Source organism: Stenotrophomonas sp. AC248 (genome assembly GCF_979258185.1).
Map to the genome: position 1 here is coordinate 2834703 of NZ_OZ409840.1, position 19951 is coordinate 2854653.

The 19951-nt window shown below is 64.4% G+C and carries 19 protein-coding genes and 2 pseudogenes; 5 read left to right on the forward strand and 16 right to left on the reverse strand.

The genetic code is table 11. The annotated features are described in order from the left end of the window. Nucleotides 1-12: 12 nt before the first annotated feature. The 3 genes from ACZ0AE_RS12935 to ACZ0AE_RS12945 all read left to right on the forward strand — a co-directional run bounded on the left by ACZ0AE_RS12935 (nt 13) and on the right by ACZ0AE_RS12945 (nt 2796). A complete protein-coding gene (locus ACZ0AE_RS12935; RefSeq protein WP_463601316.1) occupies nt 13-1002 on the forward strand; it encodes a tetratricopeptide repeat protein in 990 nt (329 codons plus the stop codon). Nucleotides 1003-1072: 70 nt separating this feature from the next. After that, a complete protein-coding gene (metX, locus tag ACZ0AE_RS12940; RefSeq protein ID WP_463601317.1) occupies nt 1073-2185 on the forward strand; it encodes a homoserine O-acetyltransferase MetX in 1113 nt (370 codons plus the stop codon). Between the two features lie 8 nt (nt 2186-2193). Then, nucleotides 2194-2796 carry a DUF1294 domain-containing protein gene (locus tag ACZ0AE_RS12945; RefSeq protein WP_463601318.1) on the forward strand — a complete coding sequence of 201 codons (603 nt, stop codon included), beginning with the start codon at nt 2194-2196 and terminating at the stop codon, nt 2794-2796. Nucleotides 2797-2878: 82 nt separating this feature from the next. Here the strand turns inward: ACZ0AE_RS12945 and ACZ0AE_RS12950 are convergent, their stop codons facing one another. From ACZ0AE_RS12950 to ACZ0AE_RS12970, 5 genes are all read right to left on the reverse strand, one after another. Beyond that, nucleotides 2879-3103 carry a hypothetical protein gene (locus ACZ0AE_RS12950; RefSeq protein ID WP_448134038.1) on the reverse strand — a complete coding sequence of 75 codons (225 nt, stop codon included), beginning with the start codon at nt 3101-3103 and terminating at the stop codon, nt 2879-2881. Next, nucleotides 3100-3360, reverse strand: coding sequence for a SymE family type I addiction module toxin (locus ACZ0AE_RS12955; RefSeq protein WP_463601319.1), 261 nt, complete (start codon nt 3358-3360; stop codon nt 3100-3102). Before ACZ0AE_RS12955 ends, ACZ0AE_RS12950 begins: the two co-directional genes overlap by 4 nt. Before the next feature lie 464 nt (nt 3361-3824). Continuing rightward, on the reverse strand, nt 3825-4457 hold the full coding sequence (locus ACZ0AE_RS12960) for a hypothetical protein (protein WP_448134039.1): 633 nt from the start codon (nt 4455-4457) through the stop codon (nt 3825-3827). Nucleotides 4458-4667: 210 nt separating this feature from the next. Continuing rightward, the gene (locus tag ACZ0AE_RS12965; protein ID WP_448134040.1) at nt 4668-5102 is read right to left on the reverse strand and encodes a hypothetical protein; all 435 of its coding nucleotides are present in this window, start codon (nt 5100-5102) and stop codon (nt 4668-4670) included. Between the two features lie 1006 nt (nt 5103-6108). Beyond that, nucleotides 6109-7020 (reverse strand): CPBP family intramembrane glutamic endopeptidase, encoded by a 912-nt coding sequence (locus ACZ0AE_RS12970; protein ID WP_448134041.1) that lies wholly within the window; start codon nt 7018-7020, stop codon nt 6109-6111. Nucleotides 7021-7153: 133 nt separating this feature from the next. On the opposite strand from ACZ0AE_RS12970, the pseudogene ACZ0AE_RS12975 reads away from it, so the two are divergent. Continuing rightward, a pseudogene (locus tag ACZ0AE_RS12975) lies at nt 7154-7291 on the forward strand (IS30 family transposase); the annotation flags it as partial. A gap of 130 nt (nt 7292-7421) precedes the next feature. Here the strand turns inward: ACZ0AE_RS12975 and ACZ0AE_RS12980 are convergent. Next, a complete protein-coding gene (locus ACZ0AE_RS12980) occupies nt 7422-8414 on the reverse strand; it encodes an aldo/keto reductase (RefSeq protein ID WP_128097762.1) in 993 nt (330 codons plus the stop codon). A gap of 10 nt (nt 8415-8424) precedes the next feature. After that, on the reverse strand, nt 8425-9021 hold the full coding sequence (locus ACZ0AE_RS12985) for a flavodoxin (RefSeq protein ID WP_448134042.1): 597 nt from the start codon (nt 9019-9021) through the stop codon (nt 8425-8427). A gap of 74 nt (nt 9022-9095) precedes the next feature. Here ACZ0AE_RS12985 and ACZ0AE_RS12990 point away from each other — a divergent pair, with 74 nt between their 5' ends. Further along, complete coding sequence (locus tag ACZ0AE_RS12990; RefSeq protein ID WP_463601320.1) at nt 9096-9989, forward strand: LysR family transcriptional regulator; 894 nt, start codon at nt 9096-9098, stop codon at nt 9987-9989. A 3-nt stretch (nt 9990-9992) separates the two neighbouring features. Here ACZ0AE_RS12990 and ACZ0AE_RS12995 read toward each other — a convergent pair whose 3' ends face one another. From ACZ0AE_RS12995 to cydD, 9 genes and pseudogenes are all read right to left on the reverse strand, one after another. Continuing rightward, nucleotides 9993-11003 (reverse strand): aldo/keto reductase, encoded by a 1011-nt coding sequence (locus ACZ0AE_RS12995; RefSeq protein ID WP_463602098.1) that lies wholly within the window; start codon nt 11001-11003, stop codon nt 9993-9995. 155 nt (nt 11004-11158) lie between these two features. Beyond that, on the reverse strand, nt 11159-11857 hold the full coding sequence (locus tag ACZ0AE_RS13000) for a carboxymuconolactone decarboxylase family protein (RefSeq protein WP_448134859.1): 699 nt from the start codon (nt 11855-11857) through the stop codon (nt 11159-11161). Continuing rightward, nucleotides 11831-12313, reverse strand: a pseudogene (locus tag ACZ0AE_RS13005) ((R)-mandelonitrile lyase); the annotation flags it as partial. The gene ACZ0AE_RS13000 and the pseudogene ACZ0AE_RS13005, both read right to left, overlap by 27 nt. Beyond that, nucleotides 12310-13368, reverse strand: coding sequence for an alpha/beta hydrolase (locus tag ACZ0AE_RS13010; RefSeq protein WP_463601321.1), 1059 nt, complete (start codon nt 13366-13368; stop codon nt 12310-12312). The gene ACZ0AE_RS13010 and the pseudogene ACZ0AE_RS13005, both read right to left, overlap by 4 nt. Nucleotides 13369-13586: 218 nt before the next feature. Next, a complete protein-coding gene (locus ACZ0AE_RS13015) occupies nt 13587-14681 on the reverse strand; it encodes an alpha/beta hydrolase (protein ID WP_463601322.1) in 1095 nt (364 codons plus the stop codon). Between the two features lie 104 nt (nt 14682-14785). Next, nucleotides 14786-15121, reverse strand: coding sequence for a hypothetical protein (locus tag ACZ0AE_RS13020; RefSeq protein ID WP_463601323.1), 336 nt, complete (start codon nt 15119-15121; stop codon nt 14786-14788). Between the two features lie 133 nt (nt 15122-15254). Continuing rightward, nucleotides 15255-15899: a hypothetical protein gene (locus tag ACZ0AE_RS13025; RefSeq protein WP_463601324.1), complete on the reverse strand. Its 645-nt coding sequence runs from the start codon at nt 15897-15899 to the stop codon at nt 15255-15257. Nucleotides 15900-16506: 607 nt separating this feature from the next. Further along, complete coding sequence (gene cydC / locus ACZ0AE_RS13030; protein WP_463601325.1) at nt 16507-18177, reverse strand: thiol reductant ABC exporter subunit CydC; 1671 nt, start codon at nt 18175-18177, stop codon at nt 16507-16509. After that, nucleotides 18174-19904 carry a thiol reductant ABC exporter subunit CydD gene (cydD, locus tag ACZ0AE_RS13035; RefSeq protein ID WP_463601326.1) on the reverse strand — a complete coding sequence of 577 codons (1731 nt, stop codon included), beginning with the start codon at nt 19902-19904 and terminating at the stop codon, nt 18174-18176. The genes cydC and cydD overlap by 4 nt, the downstream gene beginning before the upstream one ends. Nucleotides 19905-19951: the final 47 nt, after the last annotated feature.

Below are 19951 nucleotides of genomic sequence, written 5' to 3' on the forward strand. Positions count from 1 at the left end.
ACACTTGCCGCCATGGCCGCCACTGCCGTCGGCCTGGTCGTGCTGTGGCCGCTGCGCGCCACAGGCCGGCGCGCCCCCTTCCTCGTGATGGTGGTCGCCGTGGGCGTGGCAGGTTCGGCGCTGTATTACCTGGTCGGAACGCCAGAGGCCGCCACGCCGACCGCGCGCACGGGCGAACCGGCCACCCTGCGCGATGGCGTGGTGGAACTGCAGCGCGCGCTCGAACGCGACCCGCAGCGCGCCGACGGCTGGGCCCTGCTCGGCCGCTCGCAACAAGCCCTGGGCAACCTGCCCGAGGCCAACCGCGCCTTCGCCCGTGCCGTGCAGCTGGCCCCGGATGAGCCCGAGCTGCTGGTGGAGGCCGCACAGACCCGCGCACAGGCCGACCCGGCCAAGCAGTTCGACGATACCGGGCTGCAGTGGCTGCGCCATGCCCAGCGGCTGGCGCCGGGCAGTGAACGCGCCGGCTGGCTGATCGGCATCGCGCTGCGCCAGCGCGGCCAGGATGCCGAGGCGGCGGCCACCTGGGAGGCCCTGTTGCCCCGGCTGGATCCGGGCGCAGCCACCGCGCTGCGCGAACAGATCGCCATCGCCCGCGAGAAGGCTGGGCTGCCCGCCGCAGCGGCGCCGTCTGCGCCGGCCACACCCGCACCCGCACCCGCACTCACCGTTACGGTCGCGCTGGATCCTGCGTTCGCCGCCCGCGCGCGCCTGCGTGACGATGCCAGTATCTTCGTGATTGCCCGCGTCCCCGGCGGCCCGCCCATGCCGGTGGCCGTGGAAAAACACCGGCTGGCCGACCTGCCGCTGCGGGTCACGCTGGACGATGCCGACAGCCCGATGCCCACCCAGCCGTTGTCGGCGCTCAAGGAGGTGGAGGTCTTCGCGCGGTTGTCCGCCTCCGGCCAGGCCAACCGACAGGAGGGCGACATCGATTCGCCCCCGGTACGCGTGCCGCTGCCGCATGCCGAGCCAGTGCCGCTGCTGATCGGCGGACCATGAGCCGGGCCGGCGCGATGCTGCGTGCCGCCCATGGCACGGCACGTTGACCTGACCCGGCTAAAATGCGCGCATGACTGAATTCATCCCGCCCGGTACGCGTTACCACGCCCTGCCCTCGCCCTTTCCGTTCAAGCGCGGTGGCCAGCTGCTGGACGCGCACGTGGCCTATGAAACCTGGGGCACCCTCGACCCGCAGGCCAGCAACGCGGTGCTCATCGTCACCGGCCTGTCGCCCGATGCGCACGCTGCCGCCAACGCCAACAACCCGGCCGCCGGCTGGTGGGAAGGCATGCTCGGCCCGGGCAAGGCGATCGACACCGACCGCTGGTTCGTGATCTGCGTGAACTCGCTGGGCAGCTGCAAGGGCTCCACCGGCCCGGCCACGATCAACCCGGCCACCGGCGCACTGTACCGGCTGCAGTTCCCGGAGCTGTCGATCGAAGACGGTGCCCGCGCGGCAGTCGAGGTGGTGCGTGCGCTGGGCGTGGCGCAGCTGGCCTGCGTGATCGGCAACTCGATGGGCGGCATGACCGCACTGGCGCTGCTGTTGCTGCACCCGGGCATCGCGCGCAGCCACATCAATATTTCCGGCAGCGCGCAGGCGTTGCCGTTCTCCATCGCGATCCGCTCGCTGCAGCGCGAAGCGATCCGCCTGGATCCGAAGTGGGACGCCGGCCAATACACCGAAGACAGCTATCCCGAATCGGGCATGCGCATGGCGCGCAAGCTGGGCGTGATCACCTACCGCTCGGCGCTGGAATGGGACGGCCGGTTCGGCCGCGTGCGGCTGGATTCGGACCAGGCCGACGACGACCCGTTCGGCCTGGAGTTCCAGGTAGAAAGCTACCTGGAAGGCCACGCGCGCCGCTTCGTGCGCTTCTTCGACCCCAACTGCTACCTGTACCTGAGCCGCTCGATGGACTGGTTCGACCTGGCCGAATACGCCGACGGCGACGTGCTGGCCGGGCTGGCGAAGATCCAGGTGGACAAGGCGCTGGCGATCGGCGCCAACACCGACATCCTGTTCCCGGTGCAGCAGCAACAGCAGATCGCCGACGGCCTGCGGGCCGGTGGTGCCGACGCGCGCTTCATCGGGCTGGATTCGCCGCAGGGGCATGATGCGTTCCTGGTGGATTTCGCGCGGTTCGGGCCAGCCGTGGGCGAGTTCCTTTCCGCACTCTAAGGACAGACATGCGACTGCAGGGAAAGCTCAGCGAATGGGACGACGCGCGCGGCTTCGGCTTCGTGCAGCCCAATGGTGGGGGTGAGCGGTGCTTCGTGCATATCCGTGCGTTTGCAGCGCGCGACCGGCGGCCGGCACTTGGCGACGTTGTCACGTATGAGATGCAGCGGGACGCAAAGGGACGCCCGAATGCGACCGCAGTGCGATTTGCGTTGCAGCGCGGCGGTACGCGCATGGGTCCCAGCACCAGCAAGAAAGGTGGAGATTGGATACCGCGCCGAACGATCGCGGTCGCGTTTGTTGTTGGTCTTACCGCGCTGTGCGTGTGGCGGAACTGGCCGATGTGGCTACCTGCCGTATACGTATTCATGAGCGCACTGACCTTTCTCCGCTACTGGAATGACAAGGCCGCCGCTCAACGCGATGCCCGCCGCACGCCTGAAAAGACACTGCAAATGCTGGCCTTGCTCGGCGGGTGGCCTGGTGCACTCTGGGCACAACACAGTGCTCGCCACAAAAACCGAAAGGCGTCCTTCCAGCGGGAGTTCTGGGTCATGGTGGTGATCAATCTGGGCGCGCTCGCCTGGCTGCTGCACCAGATCCCCCGGTAGAGCCACGCCATGCGTGGCTGACCCACCCATCGGGCGCCCCATCACCCAGGCGCCCGACCCAGACACACCGCCAGCGCGACCTTCAATCCCCGCCAAACGGACTGCACCGCCATCCGTGCTGGTGCTGCACCCACTCCTCCAGGTTCCTGTCGTCGACAGCCACCGGACCGCACTCACCCGCCACGTACTCCCGCATCAGCCGGCCCAGCACCTGGTCAGCGGCACGATGCTCGCGCGCTGCCGCCTCCTGAAAACGAGCGCGCAACCCGGCGTCCACCTCGACCTGCATCAGCACGCACCGGTTCATGCCTGCTCTCCATCAGTGGACGCCGACGCACGGGCCGCTTCCCGTGCAAGCCGCTGCAACTTCCTGGGAATCTTCACCGGCACCGGCACCGGTCGCTCGATCACCGTGAGCGTGATACGGCCATGCTCCGCTTCGATCTTGAGGCGTGAGCCCACGTCGAAGTCCAGCTTGTCCAGCCAGCGGCCGCGCAGACGTACGTATGGAATCACCTCTACGCTGCCGCGCTCCTCGCGGATGGGGTACAGCTGTGCACCCACTTTGCAGCTTGGGGCTGGGCGGGCGTAGGGTTTGCGCTTGGGCGGCTCGAAGAAGGGTGTGTCAGCCCATGGTGTTCGCATGATGCACCTCCTGATAGGAATCGCCCTCGCCGCGATGGCGAGGGTGTCGGGAGGCTAGAACCGTACGAATGCAATGCCGGTGGGCGTGTTTCCACGAGGGTGTTGTATTCCGCCCCCTCCCGACTCAGGAAGTACTCATTTTTGCATTCGTGGAGGTTCTAGACTCCGGAACACACCATGCGGGATGGTGCAGAACATGGGAAATCGCTTGTTTCTGTTGATCTGCGGCGGTTGGTTCACTGCGTCTAACCAACTGTCGCAACGGACTCATCGGCCATCTGCGGGGCGACGCAGGACTACCGCACAGCGCCTGACTGAATTCACGTGCAAACACGGGTTGGATAGCTGAGCGCCCCAAAAGGGGCTGCTTCTGGCCCACGTGCTCAGCCGGCGTAAGGCGTGTGGATATAGAACACCTTCCGGACTGCAGGGCTGATGATCAACGTGCCAGCCCTGCCGACTGCGTAGAAGCTTCCAGAGCGGTTGACCGCTGCCTCGATCTGGCGCGCCACGTCTTCATGGTGCCGCACCATGCGCCAGTCTCTCTGTGTGAAATAGTCCGGCACCAGGAAAGTGCCGGCTTCCGCATTCAACTGCCAGTGCCGGCCCGGTGCCATGGGCGTCCGCCTCCAGCCACCGTGCTGGGAGTAGTCGCCCCGCCAGCCCTCCAGCCACTTGCTCCTGTTTCGGGGAAGCGAGTTCAGGTAAACCTCGCCACCCGCAGTGATATTGGCAATGGCGTCAGGTGGCAACGCGTAAACACGTACGCCAGCGTCCGCCAGGGACCACGTAATTCTTCCGTCATGGAGGATGCTGTCCACCCCTAGTGCACGAGGCACATCCTGAAACATTGAGGCATTCGTAACAGCGACGTACCCCGCCAGAGGGCCGCCCACCAGGAGAAGGATCGCCGCCACAAACAGTGGTTTTGAACTACGGTAGACGGTTAGCAGCCCGGTTATCGCGAGCCCAAGGGCCAGCGCACTCATGAGCAGCACGCCATATACGACCATCATCGGTTGTCCTCCACACGACACGTGGCCCAGCCTGCCTGCGGCGCATGAAGTGGCTATGAGTTGCCTGTGAAGTGGGCACGAACTGGATGGCGGTACTGCTTGGGATGGTCGCTTGCGGCCAAAAGCAGACCTTGGGTAACGCCTTGGTTAAGCCGCGCCGCTAGGCGGCATCGGCTTGAATGAATTGCTAGGCCCACGCTGGAGGCCCACCTACTCCGACACCAGAACCTTGAGTACAACCCTAGAGTGCGTGTCAGGCTCGCCGGTTGCACCTGGCGTGGGATTTTTGAGGGGATCGAACATCATTGCGAACTCGATGCGCTTCCCAATTTGATACGCAGAGAGGTCCTTTCTCCGATTTGCTACGCAGCTGTACTTGTAGAGGGTTCCGTCATCAAGGGTCATCTCAAAACCCTGACCCTCATTGTGCATCCCCTCGAGATAGATTCGAGTAATTCTCCCCGCGAGGGTTTGAACCGGCGAGACTCCTCGCTCAATGTTGGCCCACCACTCCGGGGAGCCAAAGAGTCCGTAGGTGCCTTTGAGGCCAAATGGACGGCTCTTGTCCAAAGTGAGCGCCTGCGTATCAGCCACCTGCTGCGGATCTGCATTCAGCTCTTCTTGAAGTGAGTAAATTAGTCTCATCCGGGCCTAGTGTCCGAGATAGGAACATTGGCGACGCCAGTTCATCTTGATTGAGGTGTTGGGAGTGAGCAATCGCTTCGGCCACAGCTTTAGCCAAGGATTGACACTGCCGCGAGTACAGCACCAATGGAGTTCCACCTGGATTGAGCGGCCAAGGTCTCCGGAACCTCCCATACCGGGTGGCGCGACACCTGTGCGTCATCACTCGGAACTACGGAATTAAGCCGACGCGCGCAGAGATTTCGGTTTGGATGAAGTGCTAAACGCGCTCAATGGGAGGGCGCCACATAAATTGTATGGCCTCAATTGATCTGTCCCGAGGGACGAGTATGCGAACGTAGGAACTCTCAATGTGCGGCTTGTTATCCGACGGCTTGTAGATCTGCAGCTCATAAAAATGGCGCTCTGTCGGGACGACGCCGATGAGCCTTTCCCAGCCCGGGCCGGGGGTGCCTCCAGTAAGCAGTCCATGTGCCACAAGCTCATCGAGTTCGGCAGGGGTCAGGTGATCGGCGGCCGACGTACGGAAAGCCAATCGTGCCAGCTCCATGGCCTCTTCGTATGTTCTCCGAGCGTAGAGATGTGTCATGTGCGCCCAATTACCTGATAGACGGATCCGTGCGTCCAGTTATACGACCTAGCCACAAAGCGCCGTATGACGCCCCCCCTGATGCAGCTCGATCTTAGGATGGCTGAGTCCGGCTATCAAGCGAGCGTATAACCGGGCCCAGGTGGGCTCAGTGACCACCGCAAGTTCGCTCCAGTAGAAGTGCAGATGTCTGCTCTGGATCGAAAGCCGAATTTGTCACGGACCCAACGACTCCTTCCCTGCGGAGTGTCCGCTTCCGGCCAGAAGCAGTCGTCGCGAAGGCGGTCTCGGTTCCAGCCGGTAGTGGCACTCGCATCCCCAACCTAAGCTGCCTCTAGTTGGCTGAATATCTGGAGCGGAATCCGCACCAGTAGCAAATTGCAAAGCGAGCACCCGCTGCTTCCGGATGAGCTTGCGTTAACTGCTGGTCGGCGAGAAGTTCTGTGCTCCGCGCATCTTTCGCCACTGGATCCACGCGATCGCGGCGACGAGGAAGACGCTGCACAGGTAACTGCCTTCCGGTCCTTCCGCGCCACCGGTCAGGGCGTCGGGACCATACGGCCGCAGCGCCACCAGTAGCGCCGGCAAGTGCGAATCCATGCCGGTGACGGGTAATTCGAAGCCGGTCGCGAGCAACCAGTTCCACCCCGCGTGCCAGCCCATCACGCCCCAGATGTTGCCGGTCCGCAGCACCCAGGCGCAGGCGAACAGCGAGAACAGGAACGAACCAAGAGTAACCAAGGGCGGCTGGTGCGGACTGAAATGCAGGAAGCAGAAAACGAGCGACACCAGCAGCACTGCCACCGTGACATTAGTCTTGCGCGCCACCACCGACAGCATCCAGCCGCGGAAGATGGCTTCCTCCACGCTCGCCTGGAAAATGAAACCCAATAGCAGCAGACCGATGTGCAGCAGACTGACGGGCGACCGCCAGGCCGGCCCCAAGTCCGCCGCCTGCATGCCGCCAGCCATCCAGATCGCGGCTACGACCAGCGCGATCGTGCAGAATCCAACGGCCAGTCCGTGCAGGAAGGTTTTCAGTGGCGACGGACCGGTCAGCCCGATACTCGCCAGCGAGCGCCCTTCGACGAAGCGTACCCAGACGAGCACGGCCGCCAGCGTCGGCGCGAAGCCAATCCACAGCAGCGCATTCAAGCCAGCGAGGCCGATCGGATCGCCGCGCGGCGTCGACCAATGCTGCGACTGCATCCATCCGTCCAGCACGATCACCGGTACCGCGTTGAACAGGATCATCAGGATCGGCGTCAGCCAGGCCCAAGGCAGCCAGCCGCGGGCCGGATCGGGCGAATACAGGGCAACGGGGGTCATGCGGGGCTCCAGGTCGACGTGATCGCCGCTGCAAGTTGCCACCCGCGCGGGGGCGCGGCAACCCGTTTGCGACCAAGCCACAGAAGCCGCCGATGAATCACCCGGATTGCCGACGAGTTGGCGCTGAGTCGAGATCCGCACCGCGCGCCGACTGCCCAGCGAGCTCCACAAATCTCTGACTTGGGACCGGGCAAAGGAGATGGCCGACCATCGCCGCTTCACTCTCGCCACGGACATCCGGGTCTACTTCTGCGACCCGCAGCATCCTTGGTAGCGCGGCTAGAACGAAGACACGAACGTTCTGCTGCGTCAGGACATCACCAGCGGTCGGCGCCTCCGCCCTCCTCGAACGTCCGCTTCCGGCCAGAAGCAGACGTCCCCCGATCCTGCCCACCCATCGCTCACTTGCCGGTCATCTTCAAGGCAGCTTCCGGCAGGCGCGCACCGCTGATACTGATCCGGGCCACATCCGCATCGATACGCGCCAGGTCGGCCGCATCCAGTACCAGATCCACCGCACCCAGATTCTCATCCAGCCGATGAAGCTTGGTCGTGCCGGGGATAGGCGCGATCCACGACCGCTGGGCCAGCAGCCAGGCCAGAGCCACCTGGGCAGGCGTGGCACCCTTCTCTGCCGCCATCGCCTTCACCACTTCGACCAAGGCCATGTTCGCCCGGCGTGCTTCAGCGGAGAAGCGCGGCACCGCATTACGAAAATCCGTTGCATCGAACTGCGTGTTCTGGTCGATCTTTCCGGTCAGGAACCCTGCGCCCAGCGGGCTGAACGGTACGAAGCCAATGCTCAGCTCTTCAAGCAACGGAAGAAGCGCCTGCTCCGGTTCACGCCAGAACAGCGAGTACTCACTCTGCACAGCCGTCAGCGGCTGCACCGCATGCGCCTTCCGGATTGTCGGCACACCCGCCTCGGACAGACCAAAATGCGCAACCTTGCCCTCTGCAATGAGGTCCTTCACCGCGTCGGCAACCTCCTCGATGGGCACCGCCGGGTCAACGCGATGCTGGTAAAGCAGGTCGATACGCTCGGTGCGAAGTCGCTTCAGGCTGGCTTCGACGGCGGCCCGGATGTGGGCGGGCTGGCTGTTGGTACCTGTGCCGCGGGCACCGGTTACGGGGTCGATATCAAACCCGAACTTGGTGGCGATCACCACCCGGTCGCGAACAGGCGCCAATGCCTCGCCCACCAGTTCTTCGTTGGCAAAAGGGCCGTAGGCTTCAGCGGTGTCGAAGTGGGTGATGCCGCGCTCCACCGCCGCGCGGATCAACGCAATCATGTCCTGCTTGTCTGCGGCCGGGCCATACGCCGCGCTCATGCCCATGCAGCCCAGGCCGAGGGCGGAAACTTCAAGGCCTTGTCCAAGGGTACGGGTCTTCATGGTCGAATCCTCATCGGGCGGTGTGCGGAGTGGCCAACCAGGCGTTGACGCTCTCCATGGTTTTGCGTTCCTGGTCGGCCTGCATTACGAAGGCATCCAGGATGCGTGCGTTGGGTGCGTGGCTGGCGACGACGCGCAGGCTGTTGCCCACGCCGAAGCCACCGTGCGTGATGAACGGCACGATCGTCTTGCCCCTCATGTCGTGCTGCGACAACAGCGACCGAATGATCGGCGGCGCGGTCTCGCCCCAGATGGGGAAACCCAGGTAGACGGTGTCATAGCGATCAATGCCGGCAATGCGGGTGCGCAGCTGCGGTTCCACCCCGTCGTCGCGCTCCTGCCGCGCCTTTGCCACCGTGTCCAGGTAGTCCGCCGGGTAGTCCACGGCAGGCTGTATCTCGAACAGGTCGCTGGGCATGCTGCGATGAATGAGGCCGGCAACGACCCGGGTGTTGCCCGAGCGCGAAAACCAGGCAATCAGTGTCCGTGCGTTTGATCGACCCGCGGCCGCGCCCTCCTGCGGCGCCGCGGCGGAGCATCCCAGCGGCAGCGAGGCCAAGGCGGCAACGACTGCCCGGCGACCGTGATTGGCGGTTGGCTTTGTCATGGCGCCAATCTACGCCCCCCAAACACATTCTTGCAGAGGCATAATCGGATATCGCTTATATCCGGTGCGCATCAATGAGCGTAGAGAATTACGACCAGCTGGCCATGTTCGTCCTGGTGGCGCGGGAGCGCAGTTTTACCCGTGCTGCCGCCCAGTTGGGCATGTCCCAGCCTGCCCTGAGCCGATCGATGCGTCAGCTCGAAGAGCGCCTGGGTGTACGCCTGCTTGCCCGGACCACGCGCAGTGTTTCGCCCACCGAGGCCGGAGAGCAGCTGCTGCGGGTGATTTCACCACGCTTCGAGGAAATCGACACGGAGTTGGCCCAGCTCAACGCTTACCGCGACAAGCCCGCCGGTCGCCTCCGCATCACCGCGGGTGAGCATGCCGCGCTCACCGTGATGCAGCCGGTACTGGGCAAGCTGCTGCCGGCCAACCCCGACCTGAACATCGAGGTGATCGTCGACTACGGACTGACCGACATCGTGGCCGAGGGCTTCGATGCCGGTATCCGCATGGGTGAGCAGGTGGCCAAGGATATGATCGCCGTGCGCGTTGGACCGGACCTGCGCATGGCAGTGGTCGGATCGCCTGCCTATTTCCAGCGCCACCCGAAACCGAAATCGCCGCACGACCTCACCCGGCACAACTGCATCACCATCCGCCTGCCGACCCACGGTGGCATTTTCGCGTGGGAGTTCGAAAAGAAGGGCCAGGAGCTGAAGGTGCGGGTGGAAGGCCAGCTGGTGTTCAACAACATCGCCCTGCGCCTGGGCGCCGCGCTGGAGGGACTGGGGCTTGCCTACATGCCCGAGGATCTGGTGCGCGCCCACGTGCAGGCGGGCACCCTGGTCCACGTCCTGCAGGACTGGTGCCCCTCCTTCCCCGGCTACCACCTGTACTACCCCAGTCGCAGACAGTCATCGCCGGCGTTCACCGTGCTGCGTGATGCGTTGCGCTATCGGGATTGAGCGCTAACGCAGAGGCGCCTCCACGCCGCTGTAGGCCTGCACCGCTGGCGGAAGACGCTCGCCCTGCACTGCCACCGCGGCAACTGCAGCGTTGAGCTCCCGCAGCTCCCCTGCGCTGAAGACCCCCTCGCCTGCGCCAACGTTGTCCAGCAGATGGGCCATCTGCGTGGTACCGGGAATCGGCACGATCCAAGGCTGCTGCGCCATCAGCCAGGCCAATGCGATCCGCGCAGGCGTGGCCTGCTTTCGCGCGGCCCAGTCCCTGAGCAGGCGCACCAAGGCCAGGTTATGTTCGATGTTCTGCGGGGTGAAGCGCGTTTCGATGCCGCGAATGTCGCCCTCGGCAAACCGTGTCCTGGCGTCGATCGCACCGGTCAGGAAGCCTACGCCCAGTGGGCTCCATGGCACGAATCCGATGCCAAGCTCGGCGCACGTAGCAAGCACCTCCTGTTCCGGCCCACGCCAGAGCATCGAGTACTCGCTCTGCACAGCCGTCACCGGCAGCGCAGCGTGCGCGCGGCGAAGCGTCTTCAGGCCCATCTCGCACAGGCCCCAATGCAGCACCTTGCCCTCGGTCATCAGGTCCTGGATCGCACCGGCCACGTCTTCGATCGGCACCAGCGGGTCCACGCGGTGCTGGTACAGCAGGTCGATGCGGTCGGTACGTAGCCGCGTGAGCATGCCCTCGACCGCCCGCTTGATATGTGCGGGCCTGCTGATCAGGCCCGGGCCACGCGCACCGGTTTCCAGGTCGATGTTCCAGCCGAACTTGGTGGCGATCACCACCTCGTTGCGGAAGGAGGCGACGCCTTCCCCCAGGATTCGTTCCACTTCATGCGGGCCATAGGCCTCGGCCGCATCGTAGAACGTCATCCCGCGATCGAACGCGGCACGGATGATGCGGTGCATCTCGGTGCGCGAGGGGATGGTGGTCTGGTAGGTGCGGCTCATGTTCTGCACGCCCAGCCCGATGCTGGAAACCTGCAGCTTTCCGAGCATGCGGCGGCCGTCCATCCGCGGCGCGGCAGCTGCGGGGGAGGCGTTGGCCGTGGACGTGGCCAGCGCGCCGGTCAGCGGCAGCGCCGCCAGCGCAGCTGCGCCCTTCAGGATCGAGCGGCGTTGCGGATTGTTGGGCAGGTTGCTCATTGCGGTCTCCATGAACGGCATGGTCAGGGCGAAGGCGGTGGGGTCTGTTCCAGTGCCTGCACTGCGCGAGCGGATGCGGCTCCGTAGCCACTGTGGGCCAGCAGTTGGGCCAGGTGGTGCAGCTGTGCGCGGCTGAGGCCCACGCGCTGGCTGGCCGCCATATGCGAGCGCAACTGCGCCTCCACGCCGGGCATCATTGCCAGCGCGCCCACCGTGGCCAGTTCACGGCTCTGCCAGTCCAGGTTGTCGCGCTCGAAGATGTCGCCGAACAGGTGCGTCTGCAGGTACTGGTTGATGATGGGGGCGAAGTCCATGACCGGCCCGGTCACCGGGGCACCGGAGATCCGGGTCTGGTTGGCGGTGCCCCGAGCGCGCAGCGCAGCGCCCACGGGCACCTTTCCGGTGGGCGGTTGCCCGGGTGCGGTGGCGATACCCCTCGCCTCACGTGCGCGCACCACGTTCATCAACTCGCCCAGGGCATTGAGACTCTTTGGGAACCCCGCATAGGCATACAGCTGCACGAGTACTTCCTTTGTCTCACCCAACGTCAGGCCAGCATCCAGTCCCCGGCTCAACGCGGCAGTGAGCTGGGGCATGTCACTGCTGGCCGCTGCGGCCGCAATCAGCGGGATAGCCTGCTGCCTCGGCGAAAGCGGCCCGGCAACGGGAGCGTCGATACCCGACGATGCGTCGCGATACTGGTCATCACTGACCTGCTCCAGCCACGCCACCGATTTGCCGTCTACCACCCCGGTCACTGCAAGGTGGGTCATTGCGCTGTGGGGCGCGGCGCCGTGCCAATGCTTGACCCCGGCAGGACACACCACCACATCCCCGACGTGTATCTGCTGCACCGGCTTACCCCATTCCTGGGTCAGCCCAACGCCGGAGGTAACCACCAGTCGCTGACCGGCGGGGTGGGTGTGCCAGGCCGAGCGCGCACCCGGCTCGAAGCTGACGTATGCCGAAGAAGCCTGCACCTCCTCGTCCGCCGGGAACAGCGGATCTACCCGCACCTTGCCGACGAAGGTCGCTGCCGGACCGGCCACGGACGACTGCGTTCCCGCTCGGGTGATTTGCTGCGTGGGGGGTTCGACCGCGCCGGCGAATGGTGCCGCCACGCTCAATGCCGCACCCAGCAGCGCACTCTGCGCGGTTGATCTGCGAGGCGCGCTCATCGCGCAAGCGTCCGGCTGTAGAACGTGGTCAGCGAGGCGACGGCGGCATCCACGTACTTCGGCACCCAGTAGGTTTCGATATGCGTAGCGCCGTCCAGCAGCACCAGTTGTTTGTCGGAGGTACCGGTCGCCTTGGCGAAAGCGTCCTGGGTCATGTACAGGCTGTCAGCCTTGCTGCCGGCAATCATCAGCAGCGGCTGGTTGATGAGCTCGATCTGGTCGGTGGCGTCCCAACGCATCAGCTCCAGCAGGCTGCTGGTGGTGTAGCGGAAGGTGGCGTTGGGATGGGCGTGCGTCTTCCAGTAGTACGCATAGCCCTGCCGATACAGATCGAAGGGAAGCTTGGCGATCTGTGCGTCGGTGAGATTGGCGTCGCCGGAGTACAGCACTTCGCCGCCGGCAGCTTCCTGTGCCCGCGCATTCGAAGCCTGCTGCAGGCGCTGCTGGATGGTGTCCAGCTGCGAGTCGGCGTAGCCGTTGCGGCGTACACGGCCAGAGTTGAACATGCTGATCGTGGCCACAGCCATGAACCGTTTGTCGGTCTGCGCGGCCGCCAGCGAGTAACCGCCGCCGCCACAGATGCCCAGCAAACCCAGGCGCGTGGTGTCGACCCAGGGAAATCGACTGATGAAGTCCGCCATGCCGTGGATGTCTTCGATGCGGTGGGACGGCGTGTCCACGCTGCGGGGCTGGCCGCCGCTCGCCCCCTGATAGGCCGCATCGGCGGTAATGGCGATGTAGCCCTGCTCGGCCAAACGCTGCGCGTACAGGCCGGCCACCTGCTCCTTTACCCCACCGTTGGGGTGGGCAACCACGATGGTCGGGTATCTCCGCGCGGCATCGAAGTTGGCCGGCGTGTAGAAGTTTGCCGCGATCTCGATTCCATTCAGCGGATAGGACACCGAGTGGACGTTGACCTCGCTGGGCACATTCCGCGTGATCGCACCTTCGTAGGCCAATTTGAAGGGGTTGAGCGTGTAGTCGGCGGCGGACGCGTTGCCTGCCGCCAGGCCAAGGGACATCGCCAACAGCGTGGCGTGCACGATGTGCTTCATTCAACTGCTCCCAGTTTGGACGTTACCCCGGCCGGTGCATGTGGCGCGCCCACGTTGGCGGGGATCAGGCGTAACGCTAACCGCCGTGCACTCATAAAAAAGAGCATCAGCCGGATATCACTCATGCATGAATGATATGAATTATAGATCGGCGAGCGATACAGCACCGGCGCGCCACAGTCTTTTCATGGCGCGATCAATGCATGAGGCAATCCGGCTCAATGATCCAGATTCTTCTTCGCCAGAAACTCGCTCACCAGATCGGCGATCTGGACGTTGTTGAGGTCCGAGAACAAGAAGTGGCTGTTGCCACGGATTCCCAGGTCCGGCAAATGGATCAGGGTGACGTCCCCGCCCTGCCGATTGACCGCGTCGCGCCAGGCGCGGGCCATTTCCAACCGCGCCCGCCAGCTGTCCTGCGCGGGCAGGTCAACGGGCTTGTCAGGGATGTTGTCGCCATACAGCACCAGAATGGGAATCCGCGTCAGCGCCTTGAACGCTTCGGGCGACACCACCGCCGGTGCGACCGTATCGAATGCACTGGGAATCGGCGCCGGCGCATCGTGCTTGGCAAATACGAAGCTGCTGCCAGGCTCGAAGGCGACGATGGCGCGCACATTGGGGCTCTTTATCGCCGTCATCCAGCCAGGGCCTCCCGCCTGCGAATGGGTAAACAAGATCGCGGGCCCTGTTTTCTGCAGCACGGCAGCTACTCCGTCAGAGACCACCCCGAGGTCGAACGGCCCCGTGTTCGGCGTGACCGAACGGAAAAACTGGTCCAGCGTGGCCTCCCCTTTCGGGAACTGACTGCCGCCGAAGTACGTCGGCCAGAGGCCAATTCGGAACTGGTTGAACCACATCTGATCGTCTGCCACGGGCTTCAGCGTGGACTCGACCATGCTTCGGCCGGCTTTGCCTCGCCGTGGCTGATCGATCAGGTAGGTAGTGAAGCGACGGCGCAGGAACAGGTTCTGGAAGCCCTCGCGCCCATCGGCCGTCGTTTCCCAACTCTTGGACGACTGGCCCGCACCGTGCCACATCACGATCGGCAGCGGACGCGCATTCACCGGCTTCTGGTAGAAGGCATAGACGTGATCACCGTGGTAGCTCTGGCCCTCCGGATTGGAGGGTTTCAACGGATCGAACGTGCCAGGCTCCGTCTTTTCCATGCCACCCGCGAGGAAACTCCCCTGCGCCTCGATCTGCAGTGGCTCGTTGGCCATGGCGGTCGTGGAACAGAGGGAAAGCGCCATCCAGATCAGTGTGGATGCGAAGCCAGGCACCAGAGTGCGGCGGCGGGTGCGTGTCTGCATGGGTCACTCCGTGACAGATTGTCAGGGAAATCTACCCTCGGGGCCACGCTGGAAGAAGCGCGCACGCGCATATCACTCATGCATGGAGGATATATATGCCATGTCTACGACACGGCAATGGCTAGCAGGCGCAGATCTTCAAGCGAAATCTTCAACTCTGCGCCTCTCACGCCAGGCTGCGGCCAGAAGACCAACCGAATGGCCAGGCTGGCCAGACATGCCAACGCCAGAAGAGTGAGCCACTTTGCTACACGAACCGAGAATGAAACAGCGAGAAATGCGGCTACAAGAAGCAAGAGCGCTGCGCCACTGAGCGCCAGACCCGCCTTGCCTTGGATGACATTGCCGGACGCAACAATCGCCAGCAGCAATACGCCTATTGCTACGCCGACGCCGCCGACAAGGATGGCCAAAAGATTCATCAGTCGCTGATTGCGCATCCTTGCCACCTGATTGGGCATGCCCTGAACAAATACGTCGGTAGTGCATGTGCTGCACGGGAGCCAACGAGGCAACGACGGCAGCAGCTCATTCAATCACTCAGCACCGAAGGACTCAAAATAATTCTTCCACTTAATAATTCCCGGCAATCAGCTCTTCGCGGGACTTGGTATCCTCCAGGAAAATTCCCATCCATGCATTCATGACTTCAAAAATATCAATGCCAAATTCCGTGGACGCAGAATCTTCATGCCACCATATCAAGCCCACCGCACCAGTATGCTTGTCCGCCTCCACTGCGACATAGTCTCCGCCGCCATTCGAGAATACCGTGATCCAATTTTCAGCATGGCAGCCTCCGTCCTCGTCAACCAAGTCGGAAATACGTGACTGGTCGCAAAGGCACTGCGGGCCCATCGAGCGAGCGGGAAAGAAGGTGTATCCGTCGTGCACTTTACGATAAAAATCCTGAAGCCTGCCGGGAAGTCGTTCGAGTTGAAAACCCTCGACTGCGCGCCCTTCGACAGGCGCCCCACCAACATAATAGTAGAAACTTTTTCCGTCATGAAATACATACGCCATTTCAACCGCGTCACCCAGCAACAGCACGGTACCCAGCAGACACTCACTGAATAGCGAAATTACCGTTGAAAATTCATTTGAAAATGAATTCCAGCCGTCGGGATATACTGGTCCGACCTCAAGACCAAGACCGAACTTTTCCCAACCCCTGGGCAATACGACATCTTGGGGGACATCCTTGACGTCAAGACACACCTTGCGATGAGGAAATGTATCAAGAATACCTTGGAAAATATCATCAAGCGTAATAATATCCTTTCTCCTACAAGAAGCCGCGGATCATTTCTCACAACATAATATCCGATTTTCTTCCTACTCTCTCACACCACCTCTAAAGCCTGGATCGACATCAATCCCACCCGCCTATAGCGCGCCTATTTCCAATAGCTTTAGCACCATGCAATGCGTCAGGAATACCCTGCATAACCAGCTTGGAGCTCTAATTATTCGGATCAGGCCCGATCCGCGAGCAACAGGCGCCCAGGATTTATAATGCCCTCCTATTTGGAGGGGTGCCTGCCCTCGGCGTCGCCGAACGGCAGCTGCATGGATAGCTCCTCAACATATGCCGCCGATGTCTCGCAGGTTGTTAGCCAGCGCCGACACTACCGGCGTATTTGTTCAGAGCATCCCTGGCTGGTACTAGCAGACGGACCCGAAGGACTGTTTGTGCAATTCGCGCACAGAGCATCAGCGGATGGCTCTGCCCTTGTTACTGGACGGCCCCTACATGTTGCGCTCTTTAGACACTGCGATCTCGCACAGAATCGGTGCCGCGCCACAGCCCCTTCCTACGGCACTTCTACTCCAACTGCCCATCCCGCAACCGATAACTCCGATGCACGATGCCCTCCGGCAACACATCATGCGTAATCATCACCAGACTCCGGCTGCCCAACGCAGCCACCATGTCATGCAACAACGCATGCGCGGTATCCACGTCCAGCCCTTCGGTAGGCTCATCCAGCAACAGAATCGGTGAACCACGCAGCAGCGCCCGCGCCAGCGCCAGGCGCCGCGCCTGCCCGGCCGACATGGTGGCGCCGTTCTCGCCCACCCACGCCTGCAACCCGCCGATCTGTTCGGCCCAGCCCTGCAGGCGCACATCGGCCAGCACCTGCCACAGCTGCGCATCGGTAGCCTGCGGATCACCCAAGTGCAGATTGTCGGCCACGCTGCCCGCAAACACCGGCGCGTTCTGCGGCAACCACGCCACCTGCCGGTGCCAATCAGCCTGGGCGAACTGGCGGATGTCGACGCCGCCGTAGCGCACGTAACCGGCATCGGGGTCCCACAGGCGCAGCAGCAGCGACGACAACGTGGTTTTGCCACAGCCGCTGTCGCCCTGGATGGCGATGCGATCACCCGGGCGCAGCTGCAACTGCAGCCCGTCCAGCAATGCCCGCTCCTGCCCCGGCCAGCGGAACGCCACGTGTTCAACACTGAGCGTGGCCGGCTCGGCGGGCACCGGCACCGGGTTTTCCGGCTCGGCGACACCGGCGGGTTGATCGACGATCTGCTCCAGCCGCACCGCCGCCACCCGTCCGGACAACCACGACTGCCACGCCAGCCCGATGGCCGCCCACAGTTCCAGCAGCGCCACGGTGAGGAACACCAGGCCCGCGGCCAAGGCGGCATCGATGGCGCCGCGCTCGAAACCGCGCAGTGCCACCCACACCATGGCCACCAGCCCTGCGGCCGCACACACACCGTGCAGCGCATTGCCACCGATCAACCGCACCCGGCGCCGGCGGTCGCGTGACTTCAGCTGTTTGGCCGCCACCAGCACGCGCAGGTTCCAGTGCTCGCGCGCCTGCAGGGCGGTCAGGTCCGCCGCGCCTTCCAGGCCCTCGAAGGACTGCGCGCGCAGCTGTGCGCGATGCAGCGCGCGGTCGCGCTCCTGGTCGCCGGCACCGCGCACGGTCAGCCACGGCACGCCCGCGCCGATCACCAGTGCCAGCACGCCCAGCAGCAACGCCGCGGGGGGGTAGATGATGCCGGCGGCGATCACGCCCACCAGCGAGATGCCGCCCAGCGCCAGCAACGGGCCGAGGGCGCGCACCAGCAGGCCATCCACTTCGCCGATGTCCGACATTAGACGCGCCAGCAGCTCGCCAGTGCGCACGCCGGCCAGGCGCGCCGGGGCCAGCGGCAGCGCGCGGCGGAAGAACCACACGCGCAGGTCGCGGGCGATGCGCAGGGTGACGTCGTGGCCCACCAGCTTTTCGAAATAGCGCGAGGCGATCCGCGCCATGGTCAACCCGCGGATGCCCGCCGAGGGCGAGAAGAAGTTGAAGCCGCTGCCCAGCCCGGCCGCACCGGCCAGTGCGGCCGCTGTCAGGAAGCCACCGGACAGCCCAAGCAATGCGGTGCCGGCCAGCATGGTGGTCCACAGCAGCAGTACGGTCAGTACCAAGCGACCGCGATGGCGGGTAAATACTTGCTTCAACGAATCGATGTGCGGCGCACTCATGCCGGCACCTCCCGCGTGTTGCGGGTGCCGCTGGCGGTCAAGGTCAGGCGCGTATCGGCCCAGGCCATGGCGACCTCGCTGTGGGTGGCGATGATGACGCTGCGGCCGCGCGCGAACGCGGCGAGCGTGCGCAGCAGGTCGGCCTCAGTGTCCGGGTCAAGGAAGGCGGTGGGTTCATCGAGCAGCAGCAGCTGCGGGTCGCGCAGCAGCAACCGCGCCAGGCCGATGCGGCGTGCTTCGCCGCCGGACAGACCAAAGCCACGCTCGCCGATCACCGTATCCAGGCCGTTCGGCAGGGCGGACGCGAAGCGCATCACCTGCGCCGCCTCGGCAACGGCGCGCAGGTGCGCATCGGTGGCGCCCGGGTCGGCCAGGCGCAGGTTGTCGGCAATACTGCCGTGGAACAGGTAGGGGCGCTGCCCGGCATAGCCGATCTCCAGCCCGGGGCGCAGCACGATGCTGCCCGACTGCGGCGGCAGCCAGCCGGCCAGCGCTTCCAGCAGGGTGCTCTTGCCACTGCCGCTGGGGCCCACCAGTGCCAGCCGCTGCCCGGGCTCGATCTGGAAGGACAGCCCTTGGATGACATCGTGCTGCGCCCCCAGCGGACGCAACACCAGGTCGCGCACCTGCACCGGTGGTGCATGTTGTTCCAGCAGTTCCGGGGCACGTGCAACGGCGGCCTGCACATCGCCGCCCTCTTCCGCATCAGGCAGCTCGCCGAGCAGGCGCTCCACCTCGGCGGCGGCGGCCAGCGCGTTGGCGCGGTCGTGGTAGTGCGCGGCCAGGCGCCGCAGCGGCGCGTAGAACTCCGGCGCCAGCAGCAGGCAGAACATGCCCACGCCCAGTGTGGGCACCTGCGCGTGCAACGACATCAGGCCCAGGTAGCTCAGCCCGAAATACAGCGCGACCATGGCCACGCTGACCGAGGCGAAAAATTCCAGCACGGTGGACGACAGGAAGGCAATGCGCAGCACCTTCATGGTGCGCTCGCGCACGCCTTCGGCGGCAGCGGCCACGCCCTCCAGTTCGGCCTCGCCCCGCCCGTACAGGCGCAGCAGGCCCAGGCCCTTGATGCGGTCGGCGAAATGGCCGCTCATGCGCGCCAGCTCGCCCAGCTGCGCGCGCCCGGCCGCTTCTGCGCCCCAGCCCACCAGCATCATGAAGAACGGCACCAGCGGCGCGGTGAACACCAGGATCAGCGCCACCACCCAATCGGTCCAGACCACCGCCAGCGCGATCAGCAGCGGCACCACCACCACTTCGATGCGGACCGGCTGATAACCGGCGTAATAGTTCTCGATTGCATCTGCATGGGCCAGCATCAGCTCGCCCAGCTCACCGGTACGCTGCTGGCGCAGCCACAACGGCCCGCGCCCCAGTAGGCGCCGGTAGACCCGTTCACGCAGGGCCAGCCGTGCGGCATCGGCCACATCGCCGGCTGCGGCCTGGGTGGCGCTGCCCAGCAGCGCGCGTGCGACCAGCACCGCCAGCAGGCCCAGCAGCACCGGGGTGGCGTCGGCCAGCGGCCGGTGCTGCACCAGCACGGTCTGGATCAACCAGGCAATGGCCGCGGCCTGGCCGATCAACAGCGCCCCGGACACGCAGATGCACAGCGCAGCCATGCGCTGGCGCCCCCGCGCGGCCATGCCCAGCCCGCCCAGCCAGTGCAGGCGGCGACGGCGCAGGGCCGCGTTTTCAACAACAGTGGCGTCGGGGGGTATGCTCAAGGCAGATCACGCAGGGACACAGGGAGGTTTCCGTCGATTGTAGTGGG

Coding starts and splice junctions, on each gene's coding strand:
- ACZ0AE_RS12935 (WP_463601316.1), top strand. CDS start 13: ATGGCCGCCACTGCCGTCGGCCTGGTCGTGCTGTGGCCGCTGCGCGCC.
- metX (WP_463601317.1), top strand. CDS start 1,073: ATGACTGAATTCATCCCGCCCGGTACGCGTTACCACGCCCTGCCCTCG.
- ACZ0AE_RS12945 (WP_463601318.1), top strand. CDS start 2,194: ATGCGACTGCAGGGAAAGCTCAGCGAATGGGACGACGCGCGCGGCTTC.
- ACZ0AE_RS12950 (WP_448134038.1), bottom strand. CDS start 3,103: ATGAACCGGTGCGTGCTGATGCAGGTCGAGGTGGACGCCGGGTTGCGC.
- ACZ0AE_RS12960 (WP_448134039.1), bottom strand. CDS start 4,457: ATGATGGTCGTATATGGCGTGCTGCTCATGAGTGCGCTGGCCCTTGGG.
- ACZ0AE_RS12965 (WP_448134040.1), bottom strand. CDS start 5,102: ATGAGACTAATTTACTCACTTCAAGAAGAGCTGAATGCAGATCCGCAG.
- ACZ0AE_RS12970 (WP_448134041.1), bottom strand. CDS start 7,020: ATGACCCCCGTTGCCCTGTATTCGCCCGATCCGGCCCGCGGCTGGCTG.
- ACZ0AE_RS12980 (WP_128097762.1), bottom strand. CDS start 8,414: ATGAAGACCCGTACCCTTGGACAAGGCCTTGAAGTTTCCGCCCTCGGC.
- ACZ0AE_RS12985 (WP_448134042.1), bottom strand. CDS start 9,021: ATGACAAAGCCAACCGCCAATCACGGTCGCCGGGCAGTCGTTGCCGCC.
- ACZ0AE_RS12990 (WP_463601320.1), top strand. CDS start 9,096: ATGAGCGTAGAGAATTACGACCAGCTGGCCATGTTCGTCCTGGTGGCG.
- ACZ0AE_RS12995 (WP_463602098.1), bottom strand. CDS start 11,003: ATGGACGGCCGCCGCATGCTCGGAAAGCTGCAGGTTTCCAGCATCGGG.
- ACZ0AE_RS13010 (WP_463601321.1), bottom strand. CDS start 13,368: ATGAAGCACATCGTGCACGCCACGCTGTTGGCGATGTCCCTTGGCCTG.
- ACZ0AE_RS13015 (WP_463601322.1), bottom strand. CDS start 14,681: ATGCAGACACGCACCCGCCGCCGCACTCTGGTGCCTGGCTTCGCATCC.
- ACZ0AE_RS13020 (WP_463601323.1), bottom strand. CDS start 15,121: ATGCGCAATCAGCGACTGATGAATCTTTTGGCCATCCTTGTCGGCGGC.
- cydC (WP_463601325.1), bottom strand. CDS start 18,177: ATGAGTGCGCCGCACATCGATTCGTTGAAGCAAGTATTTACCCGCCAT.